The 14,613-nt window shown below is 38.2% G+C and carries 18 protein-coding genes; 14 read left to right on the forward strand and 4 right to left on the reverse strand.

Annotation, left to right across the window (positions count from 1 at the left end; genetic code table 11):
* The first annotated feature begins 11 nt into the window (after window positions 1-11).
* The 4 genes from M3600_RS11390 to M3600_RS11405 all read left to right on the forward strand — a co-directional run bounded on the left by M3600_RS11390 (window position 12) and on the right by M3600_RS11405 (window position 2,688).
* The gene (locus tag M3600_RS11390) at window positions 12-341 is read left to right on the forward strand and encodes a hypothetical protein (RefSeq protein ID WP_233313795.1); all 330 of its coding nucleotides are present in this window, start codon (window positions 12-14) and stop codon (window positions 339-341) included.
* Between the two features lie 219 nt (window positions 342-560).
* Window positions 561-1,115, forward strand: a complete 555-nt coding sequence (locus M3600_RS11395) for a GNAT family N-acetyltransferase (RefSeq protein WP_237941449.1) — start codon at window positions 561-563, stop codon at window positions 1,113-1,115.
* Window positions 1,116-1,137: 22 nt separating this feature from the next.
* The gene (locus M3600_RS11400; protein WP_251646020.1) at window positions 1,138-1,596 is read left to right on the forward strand and encodes an NUDIX domain-containing protein; all 459 of its coding nucleotides are present in this window, start codon (window positions 1,138-1,140) and stop codon (window positions 1,594-1,596) included.
* A 111-nt stretch (window positions 1,597-1,707) separates the two neighbouring features.
* Window positions 1,708-2,688 carry a DUF3231 family protein gene (locus tag M3600_RS11405; protein ID WP_251646021.1) on the forward strand — a complete coding sequence of 327 codons (981 nt, stop codon included), beginning with the start codon at window positions 1,708-1,710 and terminating at the stop codon, window positions 2,686-2,688.
* A gap of 67 nt (window positions 2,689-2,755) precedes the next feature.
* On the opposite strand, the gene M3600_RS11410 is transcribed toward M3600_RS11405, so the two are convergent.
* Window positions 2,756-2,980, reverse strand: coding sequence for an alpha/beta-type small acid-soluble spore protein (locus tag M3600_RS11410; RefSeq protein WP_233313799.1), 225 nt, complete (start codon window positions 2,978-2,980; stop codon window positions 2,756-2,758).
* A 91-nt stretch (window positions 2,981-3,071) separates the two neighbouring features.
* Window positions 3,072-3,581: a CBO0543 family protein gene (locus M3600_RS11415; protein ID WP_251646022.1), complete on the reverse strand. Its 510-nt coding sequence runs from the start codon at window positions 3,579-3,581 to the stop codon at window positions 3,072-3,074.
* 186 nt (window positions 3,582-3,767) lie between these two features.
* Here M3600_RS11415 and M3600_RS11420 point away from each other — a divergent pair, with 186 nt between their 5' ends.
* The 5 genes from M3600_RS11420 to M3600_RS11435 all read left to right on the forward strand — a co-directional run bounded on the left by M3600_RS11420 (window position 3,768) and on the right by M3600_RS11435 (window position 6,992).
* Window positions 3,768-4,430 (forward strand): DUF4272 domain-containing protein, encoded by a 663-nt coding sequence (locus M3600_RS11420; RefSeq protein ID WP_233313801.1) that lies wholly within the window; start codon window positions 3,768-3,770, stop codon window positions 4,428-4,430.
* Window positions 4,431-4,607: 177 nt separating this feature from the next.
* Complete coding sequence (locus tag M3600_RS11425; RefSeq protein WP_233313802.1) at window positions 4,608-5,483, forward strand: DMT family transporter; 876 nt, start codon at window positions 4,608-4,610, stop codon at window positions 5,481-5,483.
* Window positions 5,484-5,498: 15 nt separating this feature from the next.
* Window positions 5,499-6,095 (forward strand): dienelactone hydrolase family protein, encoded by a 597-nt coding sequence (locus M3600_RS11430; RefSeq protein WP_251646023.1) that lies wholly within the window; start codon window positions 5,499-5,501, stop codon window positions 6,093-6,095.
* Between the two features lie 233 nt (window positions 6,096-6,328).
* A complete protein-coding gene (locus M3600_RS28935) occupies window positions 6,329-6,463 on the forward strand; it encodes a hypothetical protein (protein ID WP_267913278.1) in 135 nt (44 codons plus the stop codon).
* A gap of 202 nt (window positions 6,464-6,665) precedes the next feature.
* Complete coding sequence (locus M3600_RS11435; protein WP_251646024.1) at window positions 6,666-6,992, forward strand: YnfA family protein; 327 nt, start codon at window positions 6,666-6,668, stop codon at window positions 6,990-6,992.
* Window positions 6,993-7,028: 36 nt separating this feature from the next.
* On the opposite strand, the gene M3600_RS11440 is transcribed toward M3600_RS11435, so the two are convergent.
* Complete coding sequence (locus M3600_RS11440; protein WP_233313805.1) at window positions 7,029-7,946, reverse strand: aldo/keto reductase; 918 nt, start codon at window positions 7,944-7,946, stop codon at window positions 7,029-7,031.
* Between the two features lie 186 nt (window positions 7,947-8,132).
* Between M3600_RS11440 and M3600_RS11445 the strand changes: the two genes are divergently transcribed.
* The 3 genes from M3600_RS11445 to M3600_RS11455 all read left to right on the forward strand — a co-directional run bounded on the left by M3600_RS11445 (window position 8,133) and on the right by M3600_RS11455 (window position 10,578).
* Window positions 8,133-9,284: a tetratricopeptide repeat-containing glycosyltransferase gene (locus tag M3600_RS11445; RefSeq protein ID WP_233314751.1), complete on the forward strand. Its 1,152-nt coding sequence runs from the start codon at window positions 8,133-8,135 to the stop codon at window positions 9,282-9,284.
* Between the two features lie 170 nt (window positions 9,285-9,454).
* A complete protein-coding gene (locus M3600_RS11450; protein WP_233313806.1) occupies window positions 9,455-9,754 on the forward strand; it encodes an antibiotic biosynthesis monooxygenase family protein in 300 nt (99 codons plus the stop codon).
* Window positions 9,755-9,984: 230 nt separating this feature from the next.
* The gene (locus tag M3600_RS11455; RefSeq protein ID WP_233313807.1) at window positions 9,985-10,578 is read left to right on the forward strand and encodes a cell wall hydrolase; all 594 of its coding nucleotides are present in this window, start codon (window positions 9,985-9,987) and stop codon (window positions 10,576-10,578) included.
* Between the two features lie 20 nt (window positions 10,579-10,598).
* Here M3600_RS11455 and M3600_RS11460 read toward each other — a convergent pair whose 3' ends face one another.
* Window positions 10,599-11,522: a LysR family transcriptional regulator gene (locus tag M3600_RS11460; RefSeq protein WP_251646025.1), complete on the reverse strand. Its 924-nt coding sequence runs from the start codon at window positions 11,520-11,522 to the stop codon at window positions 10,599-10,601.
* A gap of 172 nt (window positions 11,523-11,694) precedes the next feature.
* Here M3600_RS11460 and M3600_RS11465 point away from each other — a divergent pair, with 172 nt between their 5' ends.
* Window positions 11,695-12,945 (forward strand): MFS transporter, encoded by a 1,251-nt coding sequence (locus tag M3600_RS11465; RefSeq protein ID WP_251646027.1) that lies wholly within the window; start codon window positions 11,695-11,697, stop codon window positions 12,943-12,945.
* Window positions 12,946-12,956: 11 nt separating this feature from the next.
* Window positions 12,957-14,600, forward strand: a complete 1,644-nt coding sequence (locus M3600_RS11470; protein WP_251646035.1) for an alkyl sulfatase dimerization domain-containing protein — start codon at window positions 12,957-12,959, stop codon at window positions 14,598-14,600.
* Window positions 14,601-14,613 lie beyond the last annotated feature (13 nt).

The following is a 14,613-nucleotide window of genomic DNA, read 5'->3' on the forward strand; positions in this document are numbered from 1 at the left end:
GGGGCTTTACGATGCCGAAGAAACATGAAGCTGACAAGGAAGACGCAGCGGCTGAAACAGAATCGAAAGTAGTAGCACTGCATAAAGAGGAGCATAAGGATAAAATAGCGGAGCTTAATCGATTACTAGCGGCAGTGATGACCTACATCTCCGATGATGAAGTAGAAGAAATCGATGTGTCTTATTTACTTGACAATACAAAAGGCTTAAAAGAGTGGTGGGATGAATATAAGGAAAGCAACAGAAAAGTCGTGGAAGAAGAAATCAAAAAGTCCCTCAATAAGCTATCATTGAAGGAATTGGAGCAGATTCGTGAACAAATAAAGGAAAAAAATGAGTAAAGCTTCCGAATGCGGGAGCTTTTTTCTATGCTGAACTTTACAATTTTTAGAAAATATAATTGTACTGCGTTTCTCGGATTGGTAAAATTGGAATACAATCTCATTATAAATGGTAACAGGGTAGTAAACTCAACTAAAAACTAAAAATTATTAACGTAGGCTCAGACTTCAGGAGCCTTTTTTTCATGTTCCTATTTTTATAGAGGGGTGTTTGTACAAATGAAACTAGCTGAAAAGCAATATGAACGAAATAATCTAGCTTTTTCGATTAGAACAGCAGAAGAAAAGGATGCAGCAAGCTTATCAAATTTGCGGCTGCAGATTGACGGAGAAACGGAAAATATGGATAGAGAAAAGGGAGAGGCCTTTTTGGATGAAGCAGCATTTAAGAAAGTGATAAATGAGGATACTATTGCGAATAACAGCTTGTTTTTGGTTGCTGAGACGGCTGGTAGGCTTGTCGGTTTTTCAAGATGCGAGGGCGGCGCGCTTAAAAGAACAACCCATCGTGCTGAATTTGGGATCTGTGTGTTAAAGGAATTTTGGGGTTGCGGAATTGGCACACTTTTATTGAAGAGCACAATCGAGTGGGCTGATAGCATCCCATTAAAAAAGCTATCATTGTCTGTACTTGAGACAAATCAGAAAGCGATCAGCATGTATACGAAGCACGGCTTTGAAGTAGAAGGAATATTAAAGAATGATAAACGATTAGCTGATGGACGTTTTTACAGCACAATTGTCATGGGCAGACATCACAATATAGAAAGTTAAATGATATAAGGAGTGATGTTAAATGGGAGTAATATTTGGTGCTCGCAACTCAACATTAAAGTATCGGTACCGTAAAGCTGTATATGCAGTCATAATTAAAGATGGAAGCTTGCTTACAGTTATAAATCCTCGCGGTCATTATTTCCTGCCTGGTGGGGGAACAAGAGAGGGTGAAACGAATCTGCAGTGTTTAGAAAGAGAGCTGCTGGAGGAAACTGGCTTTACAATAGCAAATGCTCAATACATCGGACGTGCTGATTTGTATTTTCTTTCTCCAAGTGGTGCTCCTATCCATAATGACGGGCACTTTTATTATGCTGCTCTGACTGCACAAAAGAAAAAACCACTTGAACAGGATTATACTACTAAATGGCTTGATATCGAAGATTGTGAGAAATATCTGCATCATGCCCATCATGTGTGGGCTGTTAAAAAGCTTGGAAATGGTTTTAAAGCGAATGGAAATAAAAGCTGCTTTTAGATTAAATATTTTCTGGTTATATATGAATATTATGGTATAGAATTGGTTTCCCAGCAAATACTAATGCTACCGAACTAAATTTCTCAAGTGTTTTGAAGGAGCATAAAACAGATGAAAAATGATCTATTGACCTCTGTCGAACTTGGAGCATTATGGACAACCAAACATAAGAAAACAATGATTTTACGGATTTTAGAGCATCTTATCCAGCATGCTGAAGACAATAAGGCGAAAAGCTTGATGTCCGGGTTATACGAAAAGCTGGAAAAGAAAGTAGAAGAAATGGAAATCATGATTAAAGACGGCGGTGCTGCTCTACCAAGCGGCTTTACTAAAGAAGATATCAATGAACATGCACCTGCTCTTTTCACGAATGGTTTTGATGTAATGTTTTGCCGGATATTAAAGGAGATTAGCATGGGGATGTATGTTCTTCATACAACCATTTCCTATCGAGATGAAATAATCAACTTTTACAGAGAGTTGACGGAATTAACGCATATGTATTACCGGCATTTCACTGATTACTTGCTGGCCAAGGAGTTTTTGCAGCTGCCAACTACAATTAAAATGCCAAATTCCGTTGATTTCATCAGTGATACGTCCTATATGAAAGGAACGAATCTTCTCGGCCAAAAAAGACAGTTAAACACAGTGGAGTATGGACTGCTGCATCATTCTGTTGAAACAAATCTGTTTGGTATGCAGCTGATGAAAGCATTTGCTCAATGTTCTACAGATAAAGAAGCAAAACAATATTTTACTAAAGGTCAGCAGCTATCAGAAGAAATTCTGCAAGGAACAGAAAAAATATTAGTGGAAAACAATATCCCTTCTCCAACATTACCTGGCGGGCTACTAACTTCTTCAACAGAAGCACCGTTTTCTGAAAGACTGATGCTATATTGTACATATTTATTAGGCGGGTTCAGCATTGGCGGGCAAGGTTTCAGCTCTGCATTTATCCTGCGAAATGACGTTATTGCCAAGTCTGCAATCTTTGCAAAGGATGCATTTGAGTATACGATGGAGGGTGCCAAACTGATGATGGAAAAAGGATGGATGGAAGAACCTCCTAAAATGGAGCTTTAATAAAGTTGAATATAAAAAAGGCTATCTTCCATATTAGAAGATAGCCTTATTCCATTATATGAAGTTGTTAGCGAATTACGTTGCCAGATTGACCAGCCAATTGTGATTGAGCTGTTGCAACAAGACGTTTTGTAATTTCTCCACCAACAGAACCATTGGCACGAGCTACTGTTTCTGCGCCAAGTTGAACACCAAACTCTTGTGCAATCTCATACTTCATTTGTTCTAGTGCGGACTCAGCACCAGGTACAAGAAGATTGTTGCTGCTATTACCATTACTGCGATTTGCCATTGTGATTCACCTCCTTGACTATATCATGTACGGTTTTTGAAGGAAGCATGTATAATAAATTCTGGAAGAATATTAGCTATAAAGACTGTTTTTATGATGTTAAAGGAATCTTAAAAAACAATAACAAAAAGATAATAATAACAGCTGAGAGAAGATAGCTTACCAACGGCCGTAGATGATGGAGACGAAGCATTACATACATAACCGTGTAAAAAAGTATTTCCATCCACGCCTTATAGCCGTTTATTAATTCAATACGATTAAAATATAGAAAAAGTGATTCAATTACTAATGAACCAGCAATCCATTGTAAAATATATTTAATTTGTCTGAAGTATCCTCTTTTATTAGGGTAATTAGCCAAGAATAAAAGCGTTATGGACGGCAGATTTATAAAACTGTGCAAGATGTCAACAAGAACAGGATAATCATGAAAGAAATCAGGATTGTATTTCCATAGGAGCTTGTCTGCGCAAAGTAGATTATATAATAAGTCACAGATGATAACATACAGGATGGAAAGATGATAGTGGTGGATTTTCTTCCAATCTTTTCTGAAAAAGCAGATTGATATAAGAATAATGGATAGCAGAAGATGCATATGAAAACTCCCATCACCTATAAAAAATCAGGTCTTAATCTTTTATCTACTTGAATATATTTTCATTAATCAGCACTAATTATTCATAAGTCAGTTATCTATATTTGATTCAAGTAAAAAAAGGAAATGGTCTGTTACTGTCGAATTATTTATTGGGTACGTAATGTACATAGAATAAATTTTTTGATGAAAGAAAGTTGGTGGATGATGACCAGCCATATGCTCCGCAAAAGAAAATCAGAAGAGCAATTGCAAAGATTATCTGTGCCTGTTAATAAGCACCTGCCCTATGTCGAGGCAGAGCAATATACAGAAGTTCGTACTAAAGAAGAGATTGTAGACCGCATAATTCCTTTGACTATAGCCGCTGCTAAGGCACTGGGAGCACCTGATGATTTTTTGGAGGAAACAACGGAAGAATTTCAGGCTGCTGCTTTGTTTACAAACGAAGAACGTCAGTTTATGATGGCAGCGATCTTGCCAGAGCAAGCTAAAATTAATTTTTCTTGGAAGCTTGAATGTATTTGGATTTTGATGTGGTCCATTGATCTCGTTCCGGAATTAGGAATGCCTGATCAAACATGTGATGTAGATCTGTTGTTGGAAATGATCCTGGAAAGCTCGCGGACAGAGCTTCTTCATAAGGCCGAACTTAAACCAAAGAGCATGATATTGGATGAGCTTGATTTTATTTATCGTGCTCATTGGGCAGTCCGTGATGCACAGCTAAACGGAACCGAAATTCCTGCTGTCTTTGATGAGGGAGTTGTTTATGAAAGGCATTATGCCTTAAACTGGCTTGTTCATTACATGGATCAAACATGGGATGAGATAAGCACAGATACATAAAATCCAGCTGTCTAAATGACAGCTGGATTTTTCCGCTGCCACTCCTGAGACTTAAGGCGTTAGAATAGGTATAAATGATAGCGTTTTCTCGAACGTTTTTTTCTTAATTGAATACTATTTTTTAAAGGACTTGTACGTAAACAGCCCGTCTATTTTTAGCAGAGGAGGAAAAAATGTGTGAAAGGATATGGTTATAATATAGCTTCTATATTAATGATGGGGGTTGGGCCTTTAATTGCAAAGTTTGGCTTGCAAACCATTTCAGCCAGTGCTGCTGCATTTATTAATGCATGCACAATTGTAATTGCGAGTTTTATTTGGGGAATGCTTCGTAAAGAACCAGTTAAGTTTTATGTTTCAAAAGATATGACCTTGTTGTCTGTCTGCAATGTGCTCGGTGTCTTATTTATGTATGTGAGCTTAAGTTTGCTTTCACCTGTACAAGTCGGTTTTCTGGGCCGATTTTACACAGTATTTGCTGTTTTGCTTTCATTTGTTTTGTTAAGAGAAAAAATCTCAAAAACAGAATGGATGCTCGTTCTCCTTGCTGTTGCCGGAACCTTCCTGTTTATTACACCTAAAGACAGCGGAAGTCTGTCAGTTGCAGGAGTCATTTGCGCTCTCCTGTATACGTTCTTCTTTGCTTTATGCAATGTCCTTATAAAATGGCGAATGGAGAAAGGCAGGAATTCTAACTCGATTCTGTTTACAAACAGCCTGTGGACATTTTTTCTTCTTGCACTCTATCTGCTGATTTTTCCTGTAAGCTGGCAAGTGTCTGCTCAAAGTGTTTCTCTTACCGCTGCCGCTTCTCTGATGACAGGGTTTTTAGGAACCTTGTTTTTATATGAGGCATTGAAGCGAATCCGTTTTTCCATTGCAAACATCATGAGAGCTGCCAGTCCAGTTATTCTCGCAATCGTTTCTTATCCATTCTTTCCTGTTCCTTTAACTTCACTAAATATATTAGGAGCGGTCATTCTTTTAGCTTCCATCATTCTTATTGGTATTACAGACTATAAAAAACGCAGACTCAAAAGTTTAGTGGAATAATCCGAGGAGAACCAAATGATAAAAATCATCCAAAATCAACCTAATCTAATCATAGTTGCACATGAGATTTATGGAATAAATGAGCATATAAAATCGTTTTGTGAGCAGGTAGCACAAGCAGGATTTGATGTCGTATGTCCTAATCTGTTGAAAGAACCGCTAGCTTTTTCTTATTCGGAGGAAAAGGAAGCATATCACCATTTCCATACTAACTGCAGCTTTTTAGATAGTAGAGCAAGTTTATGTAAACTTGCTTCAGAAAATAGAAGGGAATATAAGCAGATTTTTATCGTCGGCTTTAGTGTTGGTGCGACGGCCGCATGGTTAGCCTCCTCGAGCACTGCAGACATTGATGGAGCGGTGTGCCTTTATGGATCGAGAATTAGAGACTATACAGAACTTGTGCCTAAATGTCCTGTTTTGCTAGTTTTTCCGGAAGAAGAACAGTCGTTTGATGTTACTAGCTTGATGGATATTTTAGTAAAAAAAGAAGTAAAGCAGGTTAAGTTGACTGGAAAGCACGGTTTTTGTGATCCGTTTTCTAAAAGTTTCAATATAGATAGTGCGAAAACTGCTTGGAGTCATATGCTTGCCTTTTTTCGTTCTAACTAAAATTGTATAAGGATAATTTTTCCTAGTGTAAAAAACTTCATTTTAGACGATATAAATATAGATAACATAAGAACAATGCCTTGAACTATTGTTATCACTATTGTGTTTTTGCCTTAAAAGAACGGGGACTAACGTTTCTTTTAAGGTTTTTTGACGTAATATATTAAAATAATATTATGATTACATAAATTGGTGGCTGCAAGCGAACAATATCGGTAAAAAGGAGGGTGAATATGAGTAAAAACGAGGATACAACGAGCGAAGGATTGAATCAAATTTTTGAAATTATCAATGCTAAAGGTGATATTGGAGAAATTAAAAAAATTCTCGCAGACTCCAACGAAGAGGAGAATTCTAATCCCGAATAACTTGTATCGCTGCTGCTGCATTCCGACTGGGATGTGGTTTTTGTTTTATTTGCACGAAATATAAAAAAGATGGTGTTTATAAGATAGTTAATTAATCAGTGTCTTATTACATAAAATTATGGTTTTTTATAGAGGTTTTGCAGCAGCTATGGTACGATTTGGCAAGGAGTAAGTACCATTATTTATTAGGAGTTATTCATTTATGTTCTATTCCATGCTGATGTTTATTATTGCAGGCTTGGCAGAAATTGGCGGCGGCTATCTCATTTGGCTATGGTTAAGGGAAGGCAAGCCCCTTTCCTTCGGCTTGATTGGAGCGATAGCACTTATACTTTACGGCGTTATTGCCACCTTTCAAACATTTCCGTCCTTCGGCAAGGTTTATGCGGCTTACGGCGGAGTGTTTATTATTCTGTCTGTGCTCTGGGGATGGGGTGTCGATAAAAAAACACCCGATTTTTATGATTGGATTGGTGCCTGTATCTGTCTGCTAGGTGCTGGTATCATTTTGTTTGCACCACGTTCCTAAAAAATGCAGCTTCCGATTGGAAGCTGCATTTTTTATTTATGGAAGTATGTTTCCTGCTGCGCGGAAAATTTCATACCATTCTTCACGAGTTAAAGTGATATCGCTCGCTTTTATACAGTCCTGCAATCTTGATTGATTCATTGTTCCAATCACTGGCTGCATTTTCGCTGGATGACGTAACAGCCATGCAATTGCAATAGTAGTATTGCTGACATTGTATTTTTTTGCAATTTCATTAATTTTTTGATTTAATTCTGGGAATTTTTCATTGTCCAAAAATACGCCTTCAAAAAATCCATATTGGAATGGTGACCAAGGCTGAATAGTAATATCATGAAGACGGCAAAAATCGAGAATTCCGCCGTCTCTGTTAATGGCCGATTCGTTTTCCATATTGACGTTAAAACCGCTCGAAATCATGGTCGAATTTGTGATGCTTAATTGAAGCTGATTCGCAACAATCGGTTGTTTTACATACTTTTGCAATAGTTGAATTTGCATTGGATTTTGATTGGATACACCAAAATGACGGACTTTTCCTGAGCTTTCCAGGATATCAAAAGCTTCTGCTACTTCTTCTGGTTCAACAAGTGTATCAGGACGATGTAAAAGAAGAATATCAAGATATTCTGTGTTTAATCGTTGTAAGATGCCATCAACAGATTGGAGGATATGGTCTTTGGAAAAATCAAACATTCCCTTGCGAATTCCGCATTTGGATTGCAAAATAATATTTTCTCGAACAGTAGGACTCATATGTATAGCGTCAGCGAAAATCTCCTCACAGCTTCCGCCGCCATATATATCTGCATGATCAAAAAAATTAGCTCCTTGCTCTAATGCAGTTTGAATAAAATGCTCCGCTTCTTTTGCTTCAAGCGAATTGATGCGCATACAGCCGACAGAGACAACTGGCACCTCTAAATTGCTTGATCCAAGCTTCATTGTTCTCATGATTTTTCCCCCTTTATGGTTAGTTCACGTACATTACAGAATGTCCCATGAGCCTAAGTTGAATTATAAATGAGAGCGATTTCACCATCAACTTTAGAGCACAGCTAGGATAATAGCACTTCCGAAAAAAGGTAACGTTCATATTTTAATATAAGCGACAAAGGAGCGGATACTTTGAAGGAGGAAATGGGATTGGAAGCATTCACGAAAAGCATTACACTTTGTATGATTGTTAAAAATGAGTCTAAAATAATCACAAGATGCCTAGATTCAGCTGAAGCGATTATTGATTCTCTCTCCATCTGTGATACAGGTTCGACAGACGACACGGTTAAAATTATCAAAAACTGGGCAAAAGATAATGGCAAAGAATGTACGATTCATCATACTCCATTTCAAAACTTCGGATATAACCGAACACTGTCTGTGAATCTGGCACAAGGTGCCTATCCAGACTCTGATTATCTTTTATTATTGGATGCAGATATGATCCTGCAGAATTCCCTTGCATTTCATGTAAATAACTTAAAAAGTGACCAATATTTAATCATGCAGATGAATCAAGATTTAAAGTATTGGAACACGCGGCTTATCCATGCAAAACGTTCATGGGAATGCGTCGGTGTGACACATGAGTACTGGGAGCTGAAAGAATCTCCTGCCACAGGAACTGTTGGAAAGCTTGAGAATATTTTTATTCTTGATAAGGAAGATGGCGGAAGCAAACAAGATAAGTTTGAAAGAGACAAAAGATTGCTCGAAGAGGCTGTACAAGACGAGAACCAAAAGCCGCTTTGGCAAAGATATATGTTCTATTTAGCACAAACTTATTATGATTTGCAGGATTACTCCAACGCAATTGAATGGTATAAAAAGCGAATAGCAGAAGGCGGCTGGCAGGAGGAAGTGTATTACAGCATGCTGAAAATTGGTCTTGCTTATGAACAACTCGCGAACCGCTCCTCTGTAAATCTTAAGCGGGAAGAATTGCTGGCATTATCTTTATTTCGATTGCAGCAAGCATGGATGTATAGACCATCAAGAGGTGAAGCCATTTATCACCTCGCTCGGATTCATCGAGAATTAAAAAATTATCAGCTTGCCTATTTATTTGCAGCAGAAGGGAAATCAATTCCGTTCCCAGCAAACGATCTGCTGTTTGTCGATTATACGGTTCATGATTATAGATTTGACTGTGAACTGGCCATTGCAGGCTTCTATATAGAAAAAAACAAACTGTCTGGTAAACAAGCACTTGAACGCTTGCTAGCAAGGAAGGAAGAATTGCCAAGACATTTACATCCATGGCTTGAGCAGACTAGCCAGTATTATCACTAAAAGCACTGAATTTTACCTCAGTGTTTTTTTCTACTAAAACTGCTTTTTTTATAACCATATCAAAACAGGGTCTCTTCCTTTTAATATTTTCCCCCTCATCAGTGCAGGGATTCTTGAAAGGCACAGAGAATAGTACACAATTACTTAAAATAAATTTGGGGGCAGTAAGAATGATATTGGAAGCAGCCATGCTTAACGTGAAAGAAGGAATGGAGTCGGAGTTTGAACAAGCATTTGCTGAAGCATCGAGCATTATTGCAAGCAAAAAAGGCTATATAGAGCATGAATTGCAGCGCTGTATGGAAGATGTGGGCAAATACTTGCTGTTGGTCAGGTGGCAGACGCTTGAAGATCACACAATCGGGTTTAGGCAATCAGCAGAGTATGAGAACTGGAAAAAGCTGCTTCACCATTATTATGATCCTTTTCCAACGGTAGAGCATTTTAAATCTGTTTATATAAGCAAATAACGAATAAACGATGCAACAATTTCGAAATAATAGTGTAATAAAAGAGCTTAGAAGAGAAAGAGAAGCTATTATTTCTGGTAATGCCTGCCTTTTTAAAAGAGCGGACCACTTATCCAGCAAGATATCGAGCATTTTTCTTTTCATGTGTAATATTTTGGCACATGAATATATATATGACATCTGTTAACCTACTAGAGTATTAAAGAATGATTCTAGGAGGTTAACAATCTATGAAAAACTTAAAGAAACTACTTATTGTTTCAACAGTAGCCCTTTCCTTATTTGGGTTTAATACGCAGTCTAAAGCCGCCACCAATCATGTTGTCCAAAGTGGCGAAACTTATTGGATTCTTGCAAATAAATTTGGTGTTTCAGCAAACAGCATAAAAAGCGCAAACGATGCTACAAGCAACATGCTTATTCCTGGTCAATCGCTGACTATTCCTAACTCTACTATCTCAGCAGCTGATAAAGATCTAATGGCACGTCTTGTATCTGCAGAAGCTAAAGGTGAGCCATATGCAGGGAAAGTCGCTGTGGCAACGGTTATTTTAAACAGATTGGATAACAAAGATTTCCCTGATACTATTAAAGATGTAATCTACCAAAAAGACAATGGCTATTATGCCTTCACACCTGTGCAAAATGGAGCAATAAATGAGTCTGCAGATGCAGAGTCGAAAAAGGCAGTAACAGAAGCAATTGCTTCAAGAGGCTACGGACAAGGTTCTCTGTTTTTCTATAACCCAAAAACATCTACAAGTGATTGGATTTTCTCACGTCAAGTGACAATCAAAATTGGTAACCATACGTTTGCAAAATAATTGAATCCTGCATCACTCCATTATGGAGTGGTGTTTTTTTTTTTAGCAGACATTGCTGATTCTATATATTTCATGAATTTTCTAGCAAGCAATGATGGAGTCTTCTTCTTAGGATATACAAAACCAAAAGCGATATGTACAGGCTGGTGATTCAGAATGTTCATTTTTTTTATAGCGTTTTGATTAACAAGGAGAGTATCTCCTTCCTTGTAAAGCTCTGGTGAGAAGGTGATAGCCATGTTTTGAATGACGGCCTTTTTAATGACATCCGTATTATTCGATGTAAACAATATTTGTAAGCTTCCAAATTCAGCAATAAAGTTTTGAACAAACCATTTTACATAATCTCCGTCATACATAACAATCGTTTCATTAATGAGTGCTTGTGGCTCAATGCTATCATTAACAGAAATGGCCGAATCTTTATGTGCGAATACCTTCATTTCCCCTTTATTTAGAAGCTGAAAATCAAGATTTTCCATTTTATCCTTTAGACCATCATGTAGTGTTATCAGTCCAATGTCCAGTTCAAAACGGGTAATATCGTTGATTATTTCATGTGTTTCCTGCTCCATAATCTCAATCTCTACATTTGGATAATCCGCTTTAAAGGCTGCGAGCGGCTCCAGTAAATAGGGCATATAGATTGGGATGGAAGCAAATGTTAGCTTCCCTTGAACATCTTTTGAGTCCTCTTTTATTTCTTCGCGTAATTCCTCTACTTTTAATAAAATTTCCACTGCCTTTTGAATTACTTTTTTGCCTTGTATGGTAGGCAATGTTCCTGTTCTGGCACGGTGAAACAAAACAACACCCAGTTCTTTTTCAAGAGCAGTGATTGATTGGCTCACAGCTGATTGTGTGACATGCAGGTTTTCTGATGCTTTGGAAATTGCTCCTGATTTTGCAACTTCGAGTACATATTCAAGCTGTTCAATCTTCATAGACTCCCACCTTCTATAAGTTTTCCTTACCTTACCTTCAAAAAGTTTAATTTTATTAATCATAAACTACATTATATAATTTATTCAATCTTTTCTTAATGGTTTACTCGGAATTAGTAGAAGGGAGATTCCATAAATTGCTGTCGATTATGCTTCAAAGGAGGAAGGAGTTATGCGTTGGTTGATTTTAGGGGCTGTGTTTTTACTGGCTGTCATTAATTTCGCAGACAAAACAGTGATTGGCTTATCAGCCGTTCCTATCATGAATGATTTGCAGCTCAATTATGAGCAGTGGGGCATTGTGGGCAGTTCATTCTTTTGGCTGTTTTCTGTTGCTGGTATTGTCGGAGCGGCTCTGTCTGATCGGTTTGGGACAGAAAAGATGCTGCTGATTATGGCAATCATTTGGACTATAGCCCAGTCCGTCACAGTGTTTGCCGCAGGATTACCGTTTTTAATTATGACTCGTGTGTTACTAGGTGCTGGTGAAGGGCCGTTTTTTGCAACAGCTGTCAGCCATCTTAGCAAATGGTTTGCCCCAGAATCAAGAGGGTTTGCTATTTCGATTCTAAATTTAGGAAATACAGTCGGAAAAGCTGTCTCTGTTCCGATTTTAATCTGGCTTATCACTCAAACAGGCTGGAAAATGACGTTTTTATTTTTAGGTGGTGTGAGCCTGCTGTTTGTTTTTATCTGGTTATGGCTAGGACGACTCCAGGCTCCTCACACTGTAGAACAAACTTCTGCAAAAACCAAAATAGTCTGGACTGATGTAAGGAAGACCATTTTTTCACCCACCTTTGTATTTACAACAATGATTGCCTTTATTGGTTATAGTGTTATTACCTTCAGTCTTGTCTTTAGTCCAACTTACATAACCGAAGTAAAGGGAATCTCACCAAGTGTAATGGGCTATATGAAAGCGACCGCTGGTGCGACAGGAGCAATTTTGTCTGTCGGACTCTCCGCTTATTCTGACTTTATCTTCAAAAGAAGCAAAAATATATGGCTGTCCCGTGTTTTATTTACATCCATTTGTGCAGCGTTAGCGGGGATAGTATTTTTCTTTTTTACCATAACAGAGTCTGTAGCACTTATGACGCTTATTTTAATTTTAGAAAACGGGCTGATTATGCTTATTTTCACACTCGGTCCGCAAGTTGTAAACAGCTTGATGCCTGAGAGAAAAGGGCTGATGTCAGGTATTATGATGGGATTAGCGACAACCTCAGGTATTATTGCGCCAATAATTTTTGGCAAAGTGATTGATGCATCTGGTGATTCGCTTACCGGATTTACCGGAAATATACAGGCGATGGCAATCCTGCTGATAATTAGTGCAGTCCTGTTTGCATTGTTTGCAAGGCCGGCTCAGAAAGAAATAATCCCAGGTCAACAAAATATGGGAATTCATTTAAAATAGGAGGAAATAAGATGAAATATAGTGTAAGCAAGGATGAGAAAGAACTAGCATTAATGTATTTGCAGGAACATACAAAACGGTTTACGAAAAGAGTGGAAAAGGTTACTGAAAATATTTATTGCGCAGTTGGATATGGACTGGCGAATTCGACTTTAATTGTAACAGATGCAGGAAATATTATTGTTGATACAACCGAAGGAATAGAAACGGCTGCCGAAGTAAAAAAAGAGTTTGATAAAATATCGCCATTGCCAACCATAGCTGTTATTTATACACATGGTCATCCTGATCATATTAACGGAGCTTCCGTTTTTGCAGACGATAAAACAGAAATTTATGCCAACAAGCTTACGCTCGATTTTATTCAAACACAGTATAACCAGTTAAATAGTATACTTGAAATAAGGGGGGCAAGACAATTTGGCGTTTTTCTTCAGCCGGAGCATTATCCATACAGTGGTTTAGGACCTGCTTTAAAACTAAGCGGCACAAAAAAAATAATGGTGCCAACCACAGTGTTTGAAGATGCGGTGAAATTGCAGTTTGGCTCCACTGTTATACAGCTAGTTTCCGCTCCTGGTGAAACAGAAGACCAAATCTTTATTTGGCTACCAGAGGAAAAGGTATTGCTTGGTGCGGATAACTACTATCCAGCTTTTCCGAATCTGTATACGATCAGAGGAACAAGCCCACGGCCAGTACTGCAATGGGTATACTCTCTCGATAAAATGCGCGCGCTGCAAGCCGAATACTTAGTGCTTGGTCATACTGAACCTGTATATGGCAAAGAAAAAATCGCTGAATTATTAACGATTTACCGAGATGGAATTCAATATATTCATGACAGCACGGTACGCGGGATGAATGCAGGAAAAACGGTTGATGAATTAGTGGAGGAAATTTCTTTGCCAGAATCTCTAGCTTCATACGAAGAACTGCGTGAGCTGTATGGCAGCATATCCCAATCCGTTCGCGCGATTTACAGCGGTTATTTAGGATGGTTTGACGGCAATGCTTCTAATTTGGAACAATTAAGTTCCCGTGCTTTTGCCCAAAAAATGGCGGATCTTGCCGGAGGAAATAACAGGCTGCTGAAGGAAGCAACAAATGCTGTTGAAAATGGTGAATTTCAGTGGGCAGCACAATTAGCGGACATGCTGCTGTCTTTATTGCCTGAAAATGATCAAGCGTTGCAAGTTAAGATTCGTGCGTTAACAGAGCTTGGACTAAGATCTTATAACTCGAATAATCGTTCTTATTATCTATCTCAAGCGAAAGAGCTGCAAAACGGTGTGCCATTTTTAAACAATCGAAGCAACCACTCCGCTTATGCTGAAAAAATGCCCATTCGCGCGTTCTTTCAGCAAATGACGATTCTTCTACAGCCTGAAAAATGCGAGCATCGAGCGCTTTCCCTAAGCCTTACCATTACAGACGATCAGAAGCAGCATATTTTAGTCATCCGCAATGGCATTATCGATATTCAGGAAGGATGTTTAACAAACCCGGATATAACGGTAGCAACAAGTTCATCTATTTGGAAGGAGATTATATTAGGTATTCTAAATCCAAATGATGCGGCAAATAATGCAGGTTTTCAGCTTACTGGGGATGCAGTATCCTTTAGTCAGTTTGTTGGCTTCTTTCAAAAATAATTAGTTTGTAAAA

The sequence above is a fragment of the Niallia sp. MER 6 genome, assembly GCF_023714395.1.
GTDB lineage: Bacteria > Bacillota > Bacilli > Bacillales > Cytobacillaceae > Niallia.

What these genes read in the sequence shown, in the direction of transcription:
- M3600_RS11460 (WP_251646025.1), bottom strand. Translation starts at nt 11,522, where the DNA reads ATGAAGATTGAACAGCTTGAATATGTACTCGAAGTTGCAAAATCAGGA.
- M3600_RS11415 (WP_251646022.1), bottom strand. Translation starts at nt 3,581, where the DNA reads ATGCATCTTCTGCTATCCATTATTCTTATATCAATCTGCTTTTTCAGA.
- M3600_RS28935 (WP_267913278.1), top strand. Translation starts at nt 6,329, where the DNA reads ATGAGTAAAAACGAGGATACAACGAGCGAAGGATTGAATCAAATTTTT.
- M3600_RS11395 (WP_237941449.1), top strand. Translation starts at nt 561, where the DNA reads ATGAAACTAGCTGAAAAGCAATATGAACGAAATAATCTAGCTTTTTCG.
- M3600_RS11455 (WP_233313807.1), top strand. Translation starts at nt 9,985, where the DNA reads ATGAAAAACTTAAAGAAACTACTTATTGTTTCAACAGTAGCCCTTTCC.
- M3600_RS11390 (WP_233313795.1), top strand. Translation starts at nt 12, where the DNA reads ATGCCGAAGAAACATGAAGCTGACAAGGAAGACGCAGCGGCTGAAACA.
- M3600_RS11430 (WP_251646023.1), top strand. Translation starts at nt 5,499, where the DNA reads ATGATAAAAATCATCCAAAATCAACCTAATCTAATCATAGTTGCACAT.
- M3600_RS11435 (WP_251646024.1), top strand. Translation starts at nt 6,666, where the DNA reads ATGTTCTATTCCATGCTGATGTTTATTATTGCAGGCTTGGCAGAAATT.
- M3600_RS11410 (WP_233313799.1), bottom strand. Translation starts at nt 2,980, where the DNA reads ATGGCAAATCGCAGTAATGGTAATAGCAGCAACAATCTTCTTGTACCT.
- M3600_RS11465 (WP_251646027.1), top strand. Translation starts at nt 11,695, where the DNA reads ATGCGTTGGTTGATTTTAGGGGCTGTGTTTTTACTGGCTGTCATTAAT.
- M3600_RS11400 (WP_251646020.1), top strand. Translation starts at nt 1,138, where the DNA reads ATGGGAGTAATATTTGGTGCTCGCAACTCAACATTAAAGTATCGGTAC.
- M3600_RS11405 (WP_251646021.1), top strand. Translation starts at nt 1,708, where the DNA reads ATGAAAAATGATCTATTGACCTCTGTCGAACTTGGAGCATTATGGACA.
- M3600_RS11450 (WP_233313806.1), top strand. Translation starts at nt 9,455, where the DNA reads ATGATATTGGAAGCAGCCATGCTTAACGTGAAAGAAGGAATGGAGTCG.
- M3600_RS11440 (WP_233313805.1), bottom strand. Translation starts at nt 7,946, where the DNA reads ATGAGAACAATGAAGCTTGGATCAAGCAATTTAGAGGTGCCAGTTGTC.
- M3600_RS11445 (WP_233314751.1), top strand. Translation starts at nt 8,133, where the DNA reads ATGGGATTGGAAGCATTCACGAAAAGCATTACACTTTGTATGATTGTT.
- M3600_RS11470 (WP_251646035.1), top strand. Translation starts at nt 12,957, where the DNA reads ATGAAATATAGTGTAAGCAAGGATGAGAAAGAACTAGCATTAATGTAT.
- M3600_RS11420 (WP_233313801.1), top strand. Translation starts at nt 3,768, where the DNA reads ATGAAAGAAAGTTGGTGGATGATGACCAGCCATATGCTCCGCAAAAGA.